This is a genomic window from Sphingopyxis sp. JAI108 (assembly GCF_013410105.1).
Lineage (GTDB): Bacteria > Pseudomonadota > Alphaproteobacteria > Sphingomonadales > Sphingomonadaceae > Sphingopyxis > Sphingopyxis chilensis.
This window is the reverse complement of sequence record NZ_JACCCJ010000005.1, coordinates 46820-66057: the sequence shown is the minus strand read 5'-3', so window position 1 is coordinate 66057 and position 19238 is coordinate 46820. Positions and strand designations below refer to the sequence as shown.

Annotated in this window: 18 protein-coding genes; 9 read left to right on the top strand and 9 right to left on the bottom strand. The window is 65.0% G+C overall.

The features are described from left to right. Window positions 1–28 precede the first annotated feature (28 nt). Window positions 29–1057 (top strand): RNA 3'-terminal phosphate cyclase, encoded by a 1029-nt coding sequence (gene rtcA, locus HDC29_RS18045; RefSeq protein WP_179499681.1) that lies wholly within the window; start codon window positions 29–31, stop codon window positions 1055–1057. A 150-nt stretch (window positions 1058–1207) separates the two neighbouring features. On the opposite strand, the gene HDC29_RS18040 is transcribed toward rtcA, so the two are convergent. Continuing rightward, on the bottom strand, window positions 1208–1648 hold the full coding sequence (locus HDC29_RS18040; RefSeq protein WP_257018373.1) for a metalloregulator ArsR/SmtB family transcription factor: 441 nt from the start codon (window positions 1646–1648) through the stop codon (window positions 1208–1210). Here HDC29_RS18040 and HDC29_RS18035 point away from each other — a divergent pair. Further along, window positions 1617–2567, top strand: coding sequence for an acyl-CoA desaturase (locus tag HDC29_RS18035; RefSeq protein ID WP_179499680.1), 951 nt, complete (start codon window positions 1617–1619; stop codon window positions 2565–2567). The two genes, HDC29_RS18040 and HDC29_RS18035, sit on opposite strands and share 32 nt — an antisense overlap. Next, window positions 2564–3949 carry an SRPBCC family protein gene (locus tag HDC29_RS18030; protein WP_179499679.1) on the top strand — a complete coding sequence of 462 codons (1386 nt, stop codon included), beginning with the start codon at window positions 2564–2566 and terminating at the stop codon, window positions 3947–3949. The genes HDC29_RS18035 and HDC29_RS18030 overlap by 4 nt, the downstream gene beginning before the upstream one ends. A 279-nt stretch (window positions 3950–4228) precedes the next feature. On the opposite strand, the gene HDC29_RS18025 is transcribed toward HDC29_RS18030, so the two are convergent. Next, window positions 4229–5059, bottom strand: a complete 831-nt coding sequence (locus HDC29_RS18025; RefSeq protein ID WP_179499771.1) for an alpha/beta fold hydrolase — start codon at window positions 5057–5059, stop codon at window positions 4229–4231. A gap of 454 nt (window positions 5060–5513) precedes the next feature. Between HDC29_RS18025 and HDC29_RS19330 the strand changes: the two genes are divergently transcribed. From HDC29_RS19330 to HDC29_RS18005, 5 genes are read left to right on the top strand one after another with little or no spacing between them, the layout of a single operon-like run. Further along, a complete protein-coding gene (locus tag HDC29_RS19330) occupies window positions 5514–5642 on the top strand; it encodes a hypothetical protein (protein ID WP_257018372.1) in 129 nt (42 codons plus the stop codon). Further along, window positions 5639–6388, top strand: coding sequence for an acetoacetate decarboxylase (locus HDC29_RS18020; RefSeq protein ID WP_179499678.1), 750 nt, complete (start codon window positions 5639–5641; stop codon window positions 6386–6388). The genes HDC29_RS19330 and HDC29_RS18020 overlap by 4 nt, the downstream gene beginning before the upstream one ends. After that, window positions 6385–7569, top strand: coding sequence for a patatin-like phospholipase family protein (locus tag HDC29_RS18015; RefSeq protein WP_179499677.1), 1185 nt, complete (start codon window positions 6385–6387; stop codon window positions 7567–7569). The genes HDC29_RS18020 and HDC29_RS18015 overlap by 4 nt, the downstream gene beginning before the upstream one ends. 36 nt (window positions 7570–7605) lie before the next feature. Beyond that, on the top strand, window positions 7606–8391 hold the full coding sequence (locus tag HDC29_RS18010; RefSeq protein WP_179499676.1) for a 3-hydroxybutyrate dehydrogenase: 786 nt from the start codon (window positions 7606–7608) through the stop codon (window positions 8389–8391). Next, window positions 8388–8795 (top strand): hypothetical protein, encoded by a 408-nt coding sequence (locus HDC29_RS18005; protein ID WP_179499675.1) that lies wholly within the window; start codon window positions 8388–8390, stop codon window positions 8793–8795. The genes HDC29_RS18010 and HDC29_RS18005 overlap by 4 nt, the downstream gene beginning before the upstream one ends. Window positions 8796–8808: 13 nt before the next feature. Here HDC29_RS18005 and HDC29_RS18000 read toward each other — a convergent pair whose 3' ends face one another. The 5 genes from HDC29_RS18000 to HDC29_RS17975 form a co-directional block, all read right to left on the bottom strand. Beyond that, window positions 8809–9399 (bottom strand): TetR/AcrR family transcriptional regulator, encoded by a 591-nt coding sequence (locus HDC29_RS18000; RefSeq protein ID WP_373562835.1) that lies wholly within the window; start codon window positions 9397–9399, stop codon window positions 8809–8811. Continuing rightward, window positions 9396–11513, bottom strand: a complete 2118-nt coding sequence (locus tag HDC29_RS19325; protein ID WP_257018371.1) for a PAS domain-containing protein — start codon at window positions 11511–11513, stop codon at window positions 9396–9398. The genes HDC29_RS18000 and HDC29_RS19325 overlap by 4 nt, the downstream gene beginning before the upstream one ends. 78 nt (window positions 11514–11591) lie before the next feature. Continuing rightward, on the bottom strand, window positions 11592–13028 hold the full coding sequence (locus tag HDC29_RS17985; protein WP_179499673.1) for an efflux transporter outer membrane subunit: 1437 nt from the start codon (window positions 13026–13028) through the stop codon (window positions 11592–11594). Then, a complete protein-coding gene (locus tag HDC29_RS17980; protein ID WP_179499672.1) occupies window positions 13025–14632 on the bottom strand; it encodes an MFS transporter in 1608 nt (535 codons plus the stop codon). The genes HDC29_RS17985 and HDC29_RS17980 overlap by 4 nt, the downstream gene beginning before the upstream one ends. Beyond that, the gene (locus HDC29_RS17975; RefSeq protein ID WP_179499671.1) at window positions 14629–15678 is read right to left on the bottom strand and encodes an HlyD family secretion protein; all 1050 of its coding nucleotides are present in this window, start codon (window positions 15676–15678) and stop codon (window positions 14629–14631) included. The genes HDC29_RS17980 and HDC29_RS17975 overlap by 4 nt, the downstream gene beginning before the upstream one ends. Window positions 15679–15939: 261 nt before the next feature. Between HDC29_RS17975 and HDC29_RS17970 the strand changes: the two genes are divergently transcribed. Then, a complete protein-coding gene (locus tag HDC29_RS17970) occupies window positions 15940–16755 on the top strand; it encodes a sensor histidine kinase (RefSeq protein ID WP_179499670.1) in 816 nt (271 codons plus the stop codon). Here the strand turns inward: HDC29_RS17970 and HDC29_RS17965 are convergent. Together HDC29_RS17965 and HDC29_RS17960 are read right to left on the bottom strand one after the other, a co-directional pair. Next, a complete protein-coding gene (locus HDC29_RS17965) occupies window positions 16698–18800 on the bottom strand; it encodes an ATP-binding protein (RefSeq protein WP_179499669.1) in 2103 nt (700 codons plus the stop codon). The genes HDC29_RS17970 and HDC29_RS17965 overlap by 58 nt on opposite strands. Next, window positions 18797–19177, bottom strand: coding sequence for a response regulator transcription factor (locus HDC29_RS17960; protein WP_218844753.1), 381 nt, complete (start codon window positions 19175–19177; stop codon window positions 18797–18799). The genes HDC29_RS17965 and HDC29_RS17960 overlap by 4 nt, the downstream gene beginning before the upstream one ends. Between the last annotated feature and the right edge of the window lie 61 nt (window positions 19178–19238).

Genomic DNA, 19238 nt, shown 5'->3' with positions numbered 1-19238 from the left:
TCGGCCACTTTCAAAAAAGAACAGAAAAATGATCACGATTGACGGATCAGAAGGCGAAGGCGGCGGTCAGGTTCTGCGCTACGCATGCGCCCTGTCACTGCTGACGGGTGAGCCTTTCACGATCGAAAATATCCGCGGTGGGCGAGAAAAGCCGGGGCTTATGCGTCAGCATGTGACCGCGATCGAAGCCGCATGCGTAATCGGTAACGCAGAGTGCTCCGGTCTTGCCGTAGGTTCAACCAGCATCAGCTTTCGGCCCGGCACCGTCACGCCTGGCGACTATCATTTTGCCGTCGGCACGGCCGGCAGCACGGGTCTCGTACTTCAGACGGTCCTTGTGCCGCTGATGCTCGCAAGCGTGCCCTCGCGGCTTGTGATCGAGGGGGGCACCCATGCACTGGCAGCTCCCCCGTTCGACTTTATCGAGCGGACTCTGCTCCCGGTCATCAACCGCATGGGGCCGACCATTACGGCAAAGCTGGTTCGGCACGGCTTCTTTCCGCGTGGGGGCGGCCGTATCGAAATCGATATCGACCCCGCGCCGCTGCGCGCGATCAAGTGCATCGACCGCGGTACAGCCGGACCGATGCAGGTTACCGCGATTGTTGCGGGTATCCCCTTTGACGTTGCGGATCGAGAGCTGAAAGCGGCACAGAAGGTCCTGATGGATTGGCCCGCGGAAGCCTTCGTGACACGGCAGCTTCCCGCCGATCAGGGCCCGGGCAATGCGCTCCTGCTCGAGGCGAGCTTCGAGCATGTGACGGAAATGATGTCGGCATTTGGCAAGATTGGCGTCCCAGCCGAACGTCTAGCTAAGACGGCGGCTAGGCGCATGGCAGGCTATCTTGCGTCAGATGCCTTCGCGGGCCCCTATTTACAGGATCAGCTTTTGCTCCCAATGGCTATTGCTCGCGGCGGGGCGTTCACAACGGTCAAGATCAGCGAGCACACGCGGACAGCCGCCAGTCTGATCGAACAATTTGTCGGAAGTCGCTTCAGGCTTTTGGAGCGTGACGAAGGTGCTAATCTCGTGGAGGTTGACGTTAGCACAAGCTAGCTGGATCTGGCCGGTTGCGCTCAGACAGCTTTTTGACGCGAAAATCGCTAAAGCTGACATACAAATTTCCGGTCTGCTGGTGACGTAAATCAAGCGCATCGACGTAGGCGGCGAATTCGCTAAATGACGACCGAGTTTATTTGCGGGACCTCAGTTCCCCGTCTGCCTTCGTCTGTCAGCGATCGCCCGCGATTCTGCTTTCAGCGGCCGCGACACCGGGCAGACTTCCTGAACATAACCGTTGAGCACGTTGGTAAGCGCGTCGGGCAAAAGGCGATAGAATACGAACTGGCCGCGCTTCTCGCTTTCGATCAGCCCGGCATTTTCGAGCACCGACAAATGCTGCGACACCGCCGGTTTGCTCATCTCGAACCGCGCGGCGATGTCGCCCGCGCTTAGCTCGGCATGCGCCAGATACGCCAATATCTTGCGCCGCGGCGTCGATGCCAATGCCTGAAAAACCCGTTCCATGGTCCCAAAATGGGCATCGCCGAGCCTCTTGACAAGCAATAATTTATTTAAGTAATTACTTATATTCTTTTTAATGAGGAGTCGGGCAATGCGCAGCGAAGATGATCCCCATGCGGTCAATTTCCTGATCGACGAGGAGGGACCCGATCCGCGCAGCGGCCGCGTCCGCGCCGACTTGCCGAGCATCGTCTGGAACGGCGGCATGGCGGCTGTCGCGCTGATAGCCGGCCCTTTCTTCGTCACGCCGTCAGCGATCCTCCTCTTCTTCGTTACCACCGGCGCGGCGCTGCTGCTCGGCCACAGCGTCGGATATCACCGCATGATGATCCACGGCAGCTTTAATGCGCGACGCTGGCTGACGCGCACCCTCGTCTGGTTCGGCGCCTTCGTCGGCATGGCGGGCCCCTATGGCATCATCCGCGCGCACGACACGCGCGACTGGGCGCAGCGGCAGACCGATTGCCACCCCTTCCTTGCGCACAAGACCCACATCATCCGCGACGCCTGGTGGCAGATCTATTGCCGCCTCGACCTCGATCGGCCCCCGAGGTTCGATTTTGTTGAACTCGACCGCGATCCCTTCTACCGCTGGCTCAAGGCGACGTGGCGCTGGCAGCAACTGCCCGTTGCGCTGGTCTTCCTCGCGATCGGCGGCTGGAGCTGGGTCGTGTGGGGCGTCGCCGCGCGCGTCGCAGTCGCTAACCACGGGCATTGGCTGGTCGGCCATCTCGCACATAATCGAGGACCGCAGCACTGGACCGTTGATGCGCACGGGGTGCAGGCGTTCGATGTCCCTTGGGCCGCGATTCCGACGATGGGTGAGGCATGGCATAACAATCATCACGCGTATCCTGGATCGGCGCGTATCGGCCTTCATCCCGGCCAGAGCGACTGGGGTTATGCCTTCATCCGCCTGTGCGAGGGGGTTGGACTGATTTCGCACGTCCAGACTCCCGCGACGCTTGGCGTGCGGAACGGACTGAGCCCCGTACGGAAGGACGCGATGCCGCCCGCCGTCCTCGCCGGGACAGTGCGATGAACGACCTACTTCAACGACTCCGGAGCGAAGCGCCTACCGCTGGCCTCTATGCGCTGGCCGCGTTGGCGCTGATCCTGTCGCAGCACGCCATGGTCGCGCTTGCGTGTCGCGTACTCGGCACTCCGCTCGCCATTAACGATATGTTCTGGCTGTTCCCGATCCGCCAGCTCGCGATGCGACCCGATATCCCACCGCTCGCTGCGATTGGCGGCTTCGCCTTTTGTCTGGCGATATCGGGAATCCTCGCCCGCCTCTCGCTACGCCGTGCCGACCGGCTCGGACGTGGCGGCTGGCTGGCGCTGGCAACCATGATCCCGACCCTGCAGATTCTCGCTGTCCTCGCGCTTGCTTTGCTGTGGCCGCGCCGCGCGGAGGCCGCGCCCGAGCAGGTCGGCGACCCCGCGCCGCCCTACCAGCTCGCGATTGGCATTTTTTCCGGAACCGCGCTGATCGTCGCCGCAGTCGCGGTCTCCGCGCTGACGATGGGCGCCTATGGCTGGGGCCTGTTCGTCGCGACCCCCTTTCTCGTCGGCCTGATTACCGGCTTCCTCGTCAACCGCAGCCATGTGCGCAGCGCCGCCGAGACCTTCGGCGCCGTCGCGGCGGCGGGAGCGCTGGGCACGGTTGCGCTGCTGATGCTGGCGCTCGAAGGGCTGATGTGTGTGATACTAGTCCTGCCGCTTGCGGTTGGGCTCGCCTTGATCGGCGGCTTCATCGGCCGCGCGGCGGCAAAGCGGCTAGTCGATCCGCGCCAGCCTTTCTACAGTGTCGCGCTTCTACCGCTGATTTTTCTGCTCGACGCGGCGATGCCGCCCGAACTGCCGATCGAAACGCGCACCAGCATCGTCATCGCCGCGTCGCCCGATGCGGTATGGCGCAGCCTGACCGTCGACCGCCAAGTCACAGAAGCGCCAGGGCTAGTTGGCTTGGCGGGACTGGCCTATCCCGTTGCAAGCCGCGTTGCCGGCGAAGGCGAAGGCGCGCGCCGTATTGGCGTCTTTTCGACCGGCACCGCCGATGAGCGTGTCACCATCTGGAAACCCGGCCGAACGCTGGCGTTTCGCGTTGTCCGCCAACCGCCCGCGATGGAGGAGATGAGCCCGTACCGGCAGCTCCACACGCCTCATCTCATCGGGTACTTCGACACTGGTGAGACACGGTTCGACCTTGTGCCGTTGCCGAACGGGCGGACACGACTGATCGCCACCGCAGATCACGTGCTGCGCATCGATCCTGTATATTATTGGGGTCCGATCGCGCGCTGGGCGATCAAACGCAATGTTGCGCGAGTATTGACCGACGTCCGGAATGATGCCGAGCAGCGTACTGAAGCGGAGCGGCATGAAGCCGCGCTGGCGATGTCCTCACAGTTCGCGTCATGAGAATTTCGCGCCGCACCCAACAAAGTTGGCCGTTTGCGGTCAGGCAGCTTTGCGTGACGATCCTAGGAAAGCGGCCGCTCGACTGCGTCTCTCGGCGGGGATGATTTGCATCGACCGGTTGCGGCAATTCTACGAACATGTGTCCGAGCACAACGCTTCGTCATTTTATCGAACCAGAGCGCTGCATGATGCCATTCCAGCCATCGAAACTTGGCATTTCTCAGCCGTCAATCGGATGGAGCGCGGCCCTTTTTGAGCCGCGCCCCATCCCGGACCTGCTCAGGCGCGGAGGAACTCGAGCAAGTCGCGATTGATGACATCGGCATGCACGGCCGCCATGCCGTGAGGATATCCTTCGTATGCCTTGAGGACGCCCTTCGGGAGCAGCTTGGCCGACAACGGCGCCGAATGTGCGAAGGGCACGACTTGATCGTCGGTCCCATGCATGACGAGCGTCGGCACCTGGATCTTCTTGAGATCTTCCGTGAAGTCGGTTTCGGAGAATGCTTTCACGCAGTCGTAATGCGCCTTGGCACTGCCGACCATGCCCTGACGCCACCAGTTCTGGATCAGTCCCTGGCTAATCTTTGCACCGTCGCGATTGAAGCCGTAGAAAGGCCCGGACGCGATATCGAGATAGAATTGCGAGCGATCTTCGGCGAGCGATGTACGGAATCCGTCGAACACGTCGATTGACAGTCCGCCGGTGTTGCCCGGCTTCTTGACCATCACTGGCGGAACCGCGGCGACCAGAACCAGTTTCGACAGCGTCCCGGGCTTTGCTCGCGCGGCATAATGCGCGGCCTCGCCGCCACCAGTCGAATGCCCGATATGCACTGCGCCCTTGAGATTGAGCGCAGCGACCAGCGCGGCGACATCGGCGGCGTAGGTATCCATGTCGTTGCCCGTGTCCGTCTGGCTCGATCGGCCATGCCCTCTTCGGTCGTGGGCAATCACCCGGTAGCCTTTCGACAGAAAGAACAGCAGCTGATTGTCCCATTCGTCGGCGGTGAGCGGCCAGCCGTGATGGAAGACAAGCGGCTGTGCGTCGCGCGGCCCCCAATCCTTGTAGAATATCTGCACGCCGTCGGCGGTTTTGATGAAGTTCATTATAGTGTCTCCTTCGGATCCCGGGATGGGAGGGGCGGCGAAACCAGCGGTGGACCACTCGGTAGCGCCGACAATTGCGGCCACGGTCCCCGCGACCATGAGCGCGCGGCGATCGATCATGAATTCTTCGAGAAGCGGCATGTTGCGGTCCCCTGCATGAGGCCAGCTCCGTGACGTGCCGATATTGGATGGAGCCAGCCCGTCCGACATAAAGATTTGGGACAGCTTCACGACCGTCCGGGAAGCAGAGGGCGCCTATGCGAAGGTCGAGGCGCTCCGTGCGCTTTGGGTGGGGGCAGACAGCCCCCCGGATCACGCAGCGCAACATTCGGCTCCGCTGCCAGCTGGTGAACGCACCATTCCCTAGACGAACAGCCTAGCTCCCTAACCCCGCGGCACAGTCGCGGGGCGTTGCCCGCGCCGTCTAGCTCGGCGGCACGCAAGGAGACCGCCCATGACTTTCCGGATGCCGTTCCACCTCGCCGATCACGCACCGGTCGCCAATGACTTGGGCGCCGCCGAGGCGCACGGGCCGGACACGCCGCCCCGCAACCTCGCTAAAGTTCTAAGGAAATCTGCATGAAGATCGAAGACGTCACGGCGCAGGCCTTTGCCATGCCGCTCACCAACCCCGCCTACCCGAGGCCGCCCTATCGCTTCTACAACCGCGAATATATCATCATCAAATATCGCACCGACCCCGATGCGCTGCGCGCCGTGGTGCCCGAGCCGCTCGAGATCGCCGAGCCGGTGGTGAGCTATGAATTTATCCGCATGCCCGATTCCACCGGGTTCGGTGACTATACCGAGACCGGTCAGGTCATCCCGGTTAGCTATCGCGGCGAAGCTGGCGGCTATGTCCACTCGATGTATCTCGACGACGAGGCACCGATCGCCGGCGGCCGTGAAATCTGGGGTTTTCCCAAGAAGCTTGCTGCCCCGGCGATCGTCCATGAGTCCGACGTCATTCGCGGGACACTGCACTATGGCTCGGCGCTCTGCGCTTCGGGATCGGTGGGCTACAAGCACGAAATCCTCAACCCCGCACCGGTTCTCGACGGCATGCGCCGCCCTAACTTCATGCTCAAGATCATCCCGCACGTCGACGGCACGCCGCGCATCTGCGAGCTCGTCCGCTATTCGCTTGAGGATATCGACCTCAAGGGCGCGTGGAGCGGCCCGGCAGCGCTGGCACTCTTTCCGCATGTGATCGCCGATGTCGCCCGCCTCCCCGTGCTCGAGGTGCTCGGCGCAACGCATTTCATTGCCGACCTTACGTTGGGGCTCGGCGAGGTGGTCCACGACTATCTCGCGGGAGACGCGGCATGACCGGCCCGGCGCCCACGCGCGATCCCAATTATTTCGATCCCTATGCGACGCCGCGTATCGAAGAGGTGACTGCGAATTACGACCGCGTCGCGCTGATCCTCCAGGGCGGCGGTGCGCTGGGCGCCTATCAGGTTGGCGTCTACAAGGCGCTCGCCGAGGCGGGAGCCGAGCCCGACTGGATTTCCGGGGTCTCGATCGGCGCGATCAACGCCGCGATCATCGCGGGCAACCGGCCCGCCGATCGGCTCGACCGGCTGGAGGAGTTCTGGGCGACGGTCTCGGGGCGGACATTGTGGAGCGACCATCTTCCCGAGTGGGACGTATACAAGCAGCTTCGCAACCGGATGAGCGCGATGCTGACCCTGTCGGGCGGCGCGCCCGGATTCTTTACCCCGCGCCAGCCCAATCCCTGGCTGCTGCCGCCCGGGGCGCCCGGGGCCACCAGCTTCTACGACACCGACGCCCTGCGTGAAACGCTGGAGCGGCTCGTCGATTTCGACATATTGAACAATGGCGAGAAACGGATCAGCCTTGGCGCGGTCAAGGTCCGCACCGGCAATTTGACCTTCTTCGACAGCGCGAACATGCGCCTCGGCCCCGAACATGTGATGGCGAGCGGCGCGCTCCCGCCCGGACTTCCCGCGGTGAAGATCGACGGCGAGGATTATTGGGACGGCGGCCTTGTCTCAAACACGCCGCTCCAGCACCTGCTCGCGCAGGAAGAGGAAATGCGATCGCTGGTCTTCCAGGTCGATCTTTTCTCCGCACGCGGCATGCTGCCGCGCGACATGGACGATGTCCTGACGCGCCAGAAAGACATCCTCTATTCCAGCCGCACCCGGCAGAATACCGACAGCTACCGGCACATTCACGATCTCAAGCTCCAGCTGCGCGAAGCGTTGAAACGCGTGCCGCCCGATCAGCTGACGCCGCTCGAAAAGATCCAGCTCGAACGGACGAGTGCGCCGGCCTCGGTCAACATCATCCATCTCATCTATCAGCAGAAAACCTACGAGAGCCAGGCCAAGGACTATGAGTTCTCGGCGGTCTCGATGCGCGAGCATATCGCCGCCGGCTGCGAAGATACGCGCAAGACGCTGCACCACCGCCAGTGGCTCGAACCGCTGCTCAACGACGAATGCATCGTCGTTCACGACATCCACCGCGAAGAATCGGCCTGAATGCCGGGCTTTCGAAACAGCAATCTGGAGAATGACATGACTTTGAAAGGCAAGACGGCCGTGATCACGGGATCGACCAGCGGCATCGGGCTGGCTTACGCCCGCACGCTCGCGGCGGCGGGCGCCAACATCGTGATCAACGGCCTCGGCGATGCCGGAGAGATCGAGACCGAACGCGCGGCGCTCGAAGCGCAGAACGATATCACGGCGCTGTATCTCGAGGCCGACATGACGCGACCCGGCGAGATCGCCGCGATGATCGCGGAAGCGGAAACACGCCTCGGCGGTGTCGACATCCTCATTAACAATGCCGGGGTCCAGTTTGTCGCGCCGATCGAGGAATTTCCGGGCGAGAAATGGGACCAGATCATCGCCATCGACCTGTCGTCGGCCTTCCACGCCATCCGCGCGGTCGTGCCGGGCATGAAAAGGCGCAAATGGGGCCGGATCATCTCGACCGCCTCCGCGCATTCGATGACCGCCTCGCCTTTCAAGAGCGCCTATGTGGCCGCCAAGCACGGGCTGGCCGGCCTCACCAAGACGGTCGCGCTCGAACTCGCGACGTCGAGCATCACCGCCAATTGCATAAGCCCCGGCTATGTGTGGACGCCGCTCGTGGAAAAGCAGATACCCGATACGATGAAAGCGCGCGGCATGACGCGCGAGGAGGTCATGCACGACGTGCTGCTCGCCGCGCAACCAACCAAGGCGTTCGTTCAGCCCGAAGAGGTCGCGGCCATGGCGCTGTTCCTCTGTTCGGATGCCGCGGCACAAATCACCGGCGCCAATATCGCCATCGACGGCGGCTGGACCGCCGAATGAAAGCCAGCGGGGTCGCGCGCCGCGCCCAGCCGGTGCTGTCCACCGCCCTGATCGTGCAGGCGACCCGCCGCTGGTGCGGGGCGCGGCAACGCGCGCAGCCCGGCGGTCCGGCACTCCATCGCCTGTTTGCGCCGCTCGGGCTCTTCATGATGGCGGCCAGCTTCGACAGTCTGATGCTGCTGGTCGAGCACGCCGCCGGTCGTCCGCTCCTTGCCGGCCTCGCGGACCAACCGACGCGCGACCAGTGCGGCATCGACGCGCTGTTGGCGACCGGTCAGCTCGCTACCGCCGACGGCTGGCTCGATTTCAGCGCATCGCGGTGCCCGCTCGCGGGCGCCATCGACTGCGCCGCGGTCTCGGTGCGGTTGGCCGCAGCGTCCGAACCAGTCTCCACCAACGCCTGAACTGATAAAGCTATCAGGGGCCGTATAGACGGCGCAGGATGGACATCACGCCGTCGGCGCCGTCTGCGTCGTCCTCATCGGCATTCACAACATCGCGCGCCAGGAGGTGGCGATGATTGAAACCAAGGCACAGCGCGAGCGTAATCCATGCGGCTTCGGCGGGATTGTCGCCGCGCAGCGCGCCGCTAGCCATGTGCGCCGCGAAAAACTCCGATAGCGGCGCCTCAAGATTGTCCACGAGCCGACGACGAAGCAAGGCTGCCACGCGGGGAAGACGAACCGCCTGTGCCCCGACCTCGCGTTGCAGGGAGAGGCTGTCGTTCGAACGCAGGACATCGGTCAATGAGATGACGAAGGATTGGAGAACGGCAAGCGGCTCGCCCGGCGCCGAGAGCTGGGCCAAGACATCGCAGTGCAGCCGCTCTGTCGCCGCATCGACGAAGGCTTCGAACAAGACTTCTTTCGACGGGAAATACTTCCACAACGTGGCTTTCGAACCGCCGGCGTCCGCCGCGATCGACGACATGGTGGTGGCCGAAAAGCCCTCGCCCAAAAAATGCCGCGCGGCCACGGCAAGTATCGCCGCGCGGCGATCCCGCCTCACGAGGCGGCTACCGCTGAAACTTCCGCCGGTACGCTCGGCAGAGTGAAGATGAGCCGGGCGCCCGTCGGCGCATTCGCCATCGCCCAGAGCTTGCCGCCGTGCGCCTCGACGATCGACCGGCATATCGCCAGCCCCATTCCCATGCCGTTCGCCTTCGTGGTGAAGAAGGGATCGAACATGTTCTCGGGGTCGTCGATGCCGGACCCGTTGTCGGCAATCTCGATACGCAACATGCCATCCTCGGCGCGTCGCACGGATAGCGAGAGACATTTGTCGCCCGCCACATCCTCCATCGCTTCCATCCCGTTGCGCAGCAGATTGACGAACACCTGCTGGATCTGGATCGGGTCGATGGCGACCGGCGACAAGTCCTTCGCTACATCCATCTCGATCAGCACGCTGCGGCGCGACGCATCTTCTGACAGAAGATCGACGACCTCGCTCACAAGGAGCTCTATCGCGCTGACTGTCCGCGGTTCGGACGACTGACTGAACAGCGCGCGGACATGGCTCACCACGTCGGCCGCCGACTGGGCACTGTGCGTGATCCGTTCGACGATCGCCCGCGCGCGCTCGAGGTTCGGCGGCTCGGCAGCGAGCCATCGCCGGCATGCCTGCGCGTTGGTCATGATCGCCGCCAGCGGCTGGTTGACCTCGTGGGCGATCGATGCCGACAGCTCGGCAAGGCTCGCCGCCTGCGCCGCGCGGGCCAGCTTCTCCTGTACCTGCCGCAACTCTTCCTGCGCGCGCACCTGCTCCTCGATGTCGAGGCAGACGCCGTTCCACTGGACAATCTCGCCATCCTCGCCGCGCATCGCGGCGATGCGCGTCTCGACCCAGCGATAGACGCCGTCGAAGCGCCGCTGCCGGTGCGTCAGCGCATAGGAAGCGCCGGTCTGGAGCGAATGTTCAAAGCGCCGATTGACCTTGTCGAGATCGTCGGGATGGATGACGGCGCCTAAGACGCTCTCGAGGCGGGTCTTGCCGGGAAGGTCCCGGTCTTCGACATCGAACCCGAAAAACTCGCGCAAGTGGCGGCTGAAATAGACGGGTTCGCCCTCGGGGGTCATGCACCAGATGAGCGCGGGGGCGGTCTCGATCAACTCGCGTAGCGACCGCTCGCTCTCGAGCAGCGCTTCCTCGGTCTTACGAAACACGTCGATATCGAAACCCGTGCCGAACCAACCCGTGATCGCGCCATCCGGCCCGCGCGTAGGGCGGATGGCAAAACGGTGCCAGACATACAGTCCCGTCGCGCGCAGAACGCGATACTCGTAATTATAGTGATCGCCGGTTCGCAGGCACCGCCGAAGTTCGCGCGCGGCTTCCGGATAGTCGTCGGGATGAACACCGAGTTTCCATCCGAAATCCCCTCCGTCGACAAAAGTGTCGTCTCCGAGCGGCCGGTTGAGATCCTCGAGCGTCATCGAGATCGACGTCTGCGCCATCGGGGTGGCATAGGTGAACTGCCCGCTCGCGTCGAAGGCGAATGCCGCGCCATAAAGGCACTCCAATATCTTGGCGGCATGGACGGCGTCGACCGTCTCGCCAAGCGACTCCGCGACAGTCCAGGCCTGATGCGGCGCATGCACGATCGGATCGACACGGATACGGCTGCCGCGCGGCGGCTCGGCGAGAAACTCAGCCCATTGCCACTCGCCTTCGGCAAGGCGCCGGCGATAACTCACCACCTGCGGCACGCCGCCCCAGAAGGCGCGCGCCTTTGCCTGCGCAACCGCGGCGGCATCATCGGGGTGGATGTCGAGAGCCTGCGCAATCGGCTCGCGATCGTCAGAATCGAGCGGGGCCTCACGCTCGGCAAAGGCAATCGGCATGCGGCTCGAGATTGCACCGATGCACAGCGCCACGATCAAAAGCGCCGCCCAGGACAGCAAGACTTCTCGTGGACCGCCGAGCAGCGGCGCGGACAGCGCCGCGACGAGCAACAAGGCAAGGCCGCCCATGAGCGGGCGGCGCAAGCGGGGCGCCACGAGGAACAGCGCGGTGAGCGGCGCGAGCAGTCCAGCGGCTTCCCCGAGCAAGGCCATGAGCAGTCCAGCCAGCGAAGCGCAGAGCAGGATAGCAAGGGAACGGCGCGTATCGATGTGAACCATTGAGGACCCTTTCCCGGTGAAGGGAGGATATCGCCACGCGAACGCGGCGGCATCTGTGCCAAGGTATAGGCCCATGGATCAGCGTTTCGGCATATTTTCGGCGACTTCCCATCCGCCGCCGAGCGCCTTGTACAGCGCCGCAAACTGCTGCAACTCCGCGCTACGAGCCTGAATTTCGAGCCGCTCGGCCGCGCTCTTCGCGAGTTGCGCTTGCAAAAGCGCGGTCAGATCGTCTTCACCGGCGCGATAGCGCCGCCGTACCAGATCGACCCCCTCACCCGCCGCCGCGCGCGCTGCATCGCGCTCGGCGCGTGTCTCGCCTGCCGCCGCATAACGGTTGATTGCGGTCTCGCTATCGGCAAGCGCGGCAAGGACAGCGCGCTCGTAGCGGACAAGCGCGCCGTCGGCGCGAGCGTCTGCGGCGCGGATCTGGGCGCGGATGCGTCCACCCGAAAAAATCGGCCAGCGAAGCGAGGGCCCCACCTGAAAGCGCAGGCTGTCGCCCGAAAACAGATCGCCGACGTCGCGCGCCTGAAACCCGACCCCGCCGAGAAGCGAGAAACGCGGAAACAATTCTGCGGTCGCGACGCCGACGTCGGCGGTCGCCGCAGCCAGTTCGCGTTCGGCGCGCCGAATATCGGGACGACGACGCAGGAGGTCCGAGCGCAACCCCGCACCAACGGCGCGATCGATCGAGGGCAGCGCAGCCGGCGCTCGCAGCCGTGCGTAGAAGGCTTCGGGCGGCTGCCCGAGGAGCAGCGCCAGCCGGAACGCCGCGGCATCGGCATCGGCGCCAAATTGCGGCACGCTCGCCGCGCTGCCGCGCGCCTGCGCCTTTGCGCGAGCGAGATCGGCGCGCGACGCCAGCCCGACGCGGAGCCGATCGCCGACGAGCCGCGCCACCTCGCCCTGCGCCGCCGCGTCCGCCGCGGCATTGGTGCGCAGGCTTTGCGCGGTTCGCAAGTCGACATAGGCGCGCACGACTTCGGCGATAACCTGAATGACGACCGCGCGGCGTGCTTCCTCGACCGCGCCGGTGCGTGCCTCGGCGCTTTCGATCGCGCGCCGCGTCCCGCCCCAGAGATCGATCTCCCACGAAGCGTCGAACCCCCCGTCGAAGATCGCGAGGTCGCGGCCAAGGCCGGGAACCTTGCCGACGGGAAGCTGGCCATTTTCGCTCAAGCGGTTCTGCGTCGCGACCGCCGAAGCGCCTGCCTGCGGCAAAGCCCGGCCCTGCACCGCATCGCGCAAGGCGCGGGCCTCGCGCAACCGCGCTTCAGCTTCTTCAAGGTCCTTGTTGCCGGCGAGGGCGGCCTCGACCAGTTCGGTAAGCAGCGGGTCGCCGAAAGCGGTCCACCACGCCGCGTCCACCTCACCGGCTCCAACGGGCGCGAGCCAGCTTTCGCTGATTGCGGTTTCGGGCGGTCGATAGTCGGGACCGACGGTGCATCCGCCGAGCGCGAAAGCAAGCAGCACAGCGCCTAAGTGCGCACGGCGCCGGTGGGAAGTCGTCATGATATCCTGTCCTTGTGCGATTCCGCTGCGCCGCGGCGCGCCGCCGAACGGGCGAGGCCTTTCTTGACGGCGACGATGACCGGTGCAGCGACGATAAAGAGGAGCGCGACCGCGTTGAACGCTGTGTCGAAGGCGATCACAGCGCTCTGCCCCGCCACGCTGCGTCCGAGCATCGCGCCGGCTGCTTTGGTGGCCTGCGCAGCGTCCATCCCCCTCGCGACCAGCATCGTGGTGATCGCCGACAGCCGCTCGCCCGTTGCGGTCGAGCCCGAGCTGATCGCGGCGCCGAGGACCGCTTGGTTCGCGACCGTCTGATGGTCGATCAACGTCTGGAGCCCGGCGACACCGATCAGTCCGCCGAGTTGGCGCCCGATATTGAAGATGCCGATCCCGAAAGCGAGCGCCGCCGGAGGCAATTTGCTGAACGCGATCAAGGTGATCGAGAGAAACAGGCAGCCAAGCCCGAAACCGCGCAGCAGGATCGCCGGCATCATGTCGTGCGCACCGCTTTCGCCCGACGATCCCGAAAGCATCCACATCGCCGTCATCACGGTCAGGATACCGAAGGGCACCGTCATAAGCGGGGAAATCCAGCGCGCTTGAATGAGCGTGGCGGCGAGCAGCAGCGTCGCGGCGAAAAGCGCTCCACTCGGCAGCAGCAATGCCCCCGCCTCGGTCGCCGTAAAGCCCAGCACCGAAAGCGCAAAGGCGGGTATCAGGAACGCGCTTCCGAAAAGCGCGGCGCCCGCGACGAAACTGACGACAAAGGCAAAGGCGAAATCCTCGGTCCGGAATACTGCGAGATCGAACAGCGGCTCAGCAGCGCGGCGCTGGCGGACGGCGAACAGCACCCCGCCCAGGAAGACGAGACCGATCGACCAGTTGATCCGGCTCGCCTCGAGCCAGTCCCAACGGTTGCCCTGGCTGAGGAGAAAGGCTGCCGCGAAGAGTGCGGTCGCCAGACCCGCGAGACCCGCCAAGTCGAGGTCGCGATGCGGTACGGCCGGTGGCGGCGGCGCTTCGCTCAGCAGCAACAGACCAGCTGCCGCGAGCGCTACCGGGAAGACCCCGAACAGGATCCAGGTCCAGTCGTGCGTGTCGATCAGCCATCCCTGCAGAACCGGCGCGAGTGTCGCGGGCGCGACCACCGCTCCCATCGCGAACAGCGCCTGCACGGCCGGCTGGCGGGCCGCGGAAAAGCTCCAGAACAGGAGCGCCTGGCCGCTGACCAGCAGGATCGCGCCGGCAAGTCCCTGCACAAGGCGCAGAAAAATAAGGATATCGAGATGCACGACAAGCGCCCCGAGCGCGCAGGCGACCCCCATGACCAAGGTTGCGCCGAGCAAGGTGCGACGCGCTTCAATGCGGGTGAGCAGCCAGGGCGCCAACGCAAAGCCGATCAGCTTGAACGCGGTGTAGCCGCCGTCGAGCCACGCGAATTCGTCGGGCGTCGCATAGATATCGCCGATGATGTCGGCGCGGCCAAGCGACAGCAGCGTGCTGGCGATCGCCTCGGTGAGGCTCGCCAATATGACAGCCACGAGTAACAGGCCGCGCGACAGCGCGGTCTCGACGCGAGCGCCTGGGACGGCGAACGCCGTCACGGTTCTTTGCCGCGCCGGATCTCCACCCGCGCCGACAAGCCGGGAACGAGCCGACCCGGCAGCGGATTGCCGCGCAGACGGATCTTCACCGGCACACGTTGGACGACCCGCACGAAATTGCCGGTCGCATTGTCGGAGGGAATCAGGCTGAATGCGGAGCCGCTGCCCGGCGCAAGACTCTCGACGACGCCCTCGACGGTCTCGCCGGGGTAGCCATCGACCTCGATCCGCGCCGGCAAGCCGGGGCGGATATGCTCGAGCTGGGTTTCCTTGAAATTGGCAACGACATAGAGCGCGGCGACGGGCACGATATCGAGCAGCGCGCTGCCGGGCGCTACGAGCCGCCCGACCCGAACCTGGCGATTTCCCACGACGCCGGCGATCGGCGCCCGCACTACGGTGTTCTCCAGATCGATCCGCGCTAGGTCGCGCGCGGCCTCGGCCTGCGCGACCGCCGCGATGGCCGCCTCGCGCTGCGTGCCGAGTACGCCGATCTTTTGCCGCTGCGCCTCGACGGTCGCAGACGAGGCGGCGGCCCCTGCCTCCGCCCGGCTCTGTCCGGCATCGCTTTCGTCGACCTGCGCCTGACTGACCGCCCCGCCGTCAATGAGATCGCGCCGCCGCGCGCTTGATTTTCTGGCAAGTCCGAGATCGGCGACCGCCGCACGGCGCTGGGCATCGGCTTGCCGCACCAACGCTTGCTGGAGCAGGGTCTCCTGCGCGACATTCGCCAGCCGGGCGCGCGCCGCTTCGACATTCGCATCGGCCTGCGCGAGCTTCGCGCGATAGTCGCGATCGTCGATTCGGAAGAGGATATCGCCGACCTTCACGGCCTGATTGTCGGCGACCTCGACGGCGGTCACATAGCCCGCGACCTTCGGCGCAAGCGAGGTGATGTCGCCGCGCACATAGGCATTGTCGGTCGAAGCCGCCGCGCCGGCGCTGGCCCAAAGCCAGGCCGCGACCCCGACGCCGAGCGCGGTGAGAAGAAGGAGCACACCGGCCGTCTTGCGCCGTGCGGCGATGAAGGTGCGAAGCGTTGCCATAGCAGCCGTCCCTGCCTTTTCTGTCGAAGCGATTGAAATCCGTGGGACCGCAATGCCGCGATGCCGCTTCGCCGCCTATCCAGTCAAAGCATCCCCCGACCGCAACTTTGGTGTCGGCGACCCCATACCGAAGCATAGGTCGGTGCGTCGCAGCAGCCGGCGCGGACCTGCCTCGGTACGATCTCTCCCCGCCGTTGAGGCGACTGCCCCCCAACGAGAAACGCTGCCACGTTGGGGCAACGGCTTGGGAAAGGAAGGCAGATGTCAGCTACGGACTTGGCGATCGATGCACGGGCAGATCAGCAGCGCCGACTCGAGGCGGTCGGACTAATGACCGCGGGCCTCGCACACGATCTCGCGAACAGCGTCCAGACGCTGACGAGCGCCGGCAACATCCTGCAGGCCCATGATCTCGTCGCCAATACGGCAGACCTGCGACCGACGCTTGCCGGCGCCGCCGTCGCGCTCCGCCATGTCGAGACCATGGTGACGGCGCTGCTTGGTTTTGTGCGTTCGCAGCCCGACGACCGCTCAGCTTTCGACCCGGCACAGTGCATCCGCGCGATCGAACCGCTGCTGCGATGGAGCATCGCCGCCGACGTCATACTCTCGGTTCATCTGCAGCCGGATTTGCCGCAGCTTGGCTGCAATCGCCAGCAGCTCGAAAGCGCTCTCCTCAACCTGGTGCGCAATTCCAACCAAGCGATTGCCGATGGAGGACTGATCGTCGTAGCGGTGAGCACCGATCGTGACCGCCGGCATGTTCTACTGGAGGTCGCCGACAGCGGCGCCGGAATGAGCGCAGACGATCGCGCCCGCGCATTCGAGCCCTTTTTCACGACGCGCGAAGCGGGAACCGGGCTGGGCCTCGCCACGGTCGAGCGCTTTGCGCACGATCACGCCGGCAATGTTTCGATCGACAGCGAGCCAGGCGGCGGAACCAGCATTCAGCTGCGGCTCCCCGCGGTGGAAGACGCGAGCGACGACCAACCTGCGTCCCATGGCAATCGAGCGAAAATTCAGTCGTCCGACGGTGCGGTCGGAGCGCTCGTCCTGGCCTTGCGTTCCGCAGCCTGACCGCCGCGCGCCGCGCGGGTTTCGCCGGGCAGCGAGACCCGAAATTCCGCTCCGCCGTCGGGCCGGTTTTCGACCGTGATCGATCCGCCGTGCGCGGCGACGATCGAATGGCAGATGGCAAGACCGATACCCATGCCGTCGTCCTTGGTCGTGAAGAAGCCCTCGAATATCCGGCCGAGATGCTCGGGTGCCACACCCGGCCCCGTATCGCGCAGCCTGAACCATATCACGCCATCGGGATCGGCGCCGGTAGCAAGGGCGATCTCGCGGTCGGTCTCACCCCGCGCCTCGACCGCCTGGATCGCATTGATCAGCAGGTTCACGACCACCTGCTGCAACTGGATGCGGTCGCCGGTCACCGGCTTGAGCCCGCGGGCGTAGCTCGCCATGACGCGGATCGCGCGTGTATCGACCTCATGACGGACGAACAGCAGGCTCTCCTGGACAACCTCGTTCAGATTGAGCGCAACGAGCTCGGGCGGCTGCTTCGCCGCCATGCCGCGAATCCGGCCGACAATGTCGTCCGCCCTACGGGCGCTCGCGGCTATGCGTGCGGTCAATTGCCGGACTTTTTCGAGATCGATGTCGGACCGCGCCAGCCAGCGCAGGCTGGTCTCGGCATTGGTCATGATCGCCGCGAGCGGCTGGTTCACTTCGTGCGCAATCGAACTGGTCAATTCGCCCAACGTCGAAATGCGGGCCGCGTGGCTGAAGTCGGCCTGGATCTGGCGCAGCTGCGATTCCATCCGCAATCGGTCGGTCACGTCTTCGAGGCTGAAGATGGTCGTATCGAGCTCAAGCAGCGGTTCGGGATAGGTCACCGAAAAACGCACGTCGAGGATGCGGCCATCAAGGCGGCGGACCTTCATGAACTCGCTATAATTCTGGCGCCCGCTGAATCGCCCGATCATCACCCGCCGAAGCGAGTCGAGGCTCTGTGCGAACAGGTAGCCGACGGGCTGGATCAGATCCTGAGCATTCGATCCCCCGATCAGCTGGATCGCGCTGCGATTGACGTCGGTCACCGGGACAGTCGTCGCGGCCAGTTCAACAAGCTCGGGATGCTCCTCGAGATAGCGCTCGAAGTCGGTCACGCCGCGCGCGCGCAGCTCGGCGTAAATCTTGCCCATCCGGCTGGCATCGACCTGCCAGAACGCCACCGGCATGAAATGAATGAGCTTGCGGTAGCGGGCCTCGCTGGCGCGCAGATAGGGATAGGAGCGGTCGTCGTCGGCCGCGCCATTGACGGCTACAAAGAGCCGGTCGGGCTCCGCATCGCTGCCTGTCCGCCAGACGCTCAGCGTCGGATCGCGCAGGATTCCGTCCGAAGCGAGCGCGCGCCGGTGCACCGCGTCGTCGGTCCCGCAGCAGGCGGCCTCGACGATCAACTCGCCCAGCGTCGCGCGACTGCCGACCGGCCAGAAATCGGCGACCGATTGACCGACCATCAGGCCGCGCCCACGATTCCCGCCCACGAGCCGCGCGGTCCGATCATTGACCTCGACGATGCGGGCGGCCTGGACTACGGCGCGCAGCCGCGAGTCCAGCGCGGCTGGCTCGAACGCCTCGTGTTGCCCCGCGACCGAAGCGATCGCGTCCCAGGCGCCGGAAATGTCGACTTCCCATGTCGCGGCAAGCCGTGCGTCGTTGACCTGGTCGTCGGGGTAGCCGGGGCGCTTGCCATTGGAGACGCCCTGTCCATATTCGACGATGTCGCGCGGCGTACCGTCATCATGATACCGGACATGCTGGCGCACCGCTGCCCCGACATAGGCGCCTGCCGGACTGCGGCGCTGGACAATGCCCTGCCAGCGCCCCTCCTGAAGGAGCTGCCGCCAGCCGCCGCCGGCGTCCGCGGGCGGCGAAAGATGGGCGAGCGTTCGTCCGACAATTGCCAGCGGCGGCCAGCCGAACAGGATTTCCGCGGCCGGATTCCAGTACCGGACCCGGCCCGTCATATCGAACAGGATGACACTTTCGGATGCCAATTCGGCGAAGCCGGGATCGTCCGGCGCAGGAGCGGCGGGCGATACCAGCGCCGTCATGGAAGGGCGCCAGCTTCGATCGCCGACCCGATCGCTGCGAGCAGCCGATCGTCGGCGACCGGCTTGGTCAGCCAGGCATGCGCGCCAAGCGCCAGCGCCCGCGCGCGCGTCGTGTCGTCGAGAACGGACGTCAGGACAACGACCGGCAGCGAGGCGCCGGTGTCGTGAAGATGCGCGAGCAGCTCGATCCCGCTCATGCCGGGCATCCGCACATCGGTTACAAGGCATGCAAAATCACGAGCGGCGGAGCCCGCCAGAAAGGCGGCCGCGCTATCATAGGCGACGCAGGCGAATCCCGACACCATCAGAAGATCCGACAGGGCGTCGCGAATGGCTTCATCGTCGTCCACGATCGCGATGCAATAATTCTCGGGCAAGCGGCTCGATCCTCTCTGACACGGCCCTCGAAGCCGGAGGTCTCCATGTCGCGCAGCTTGG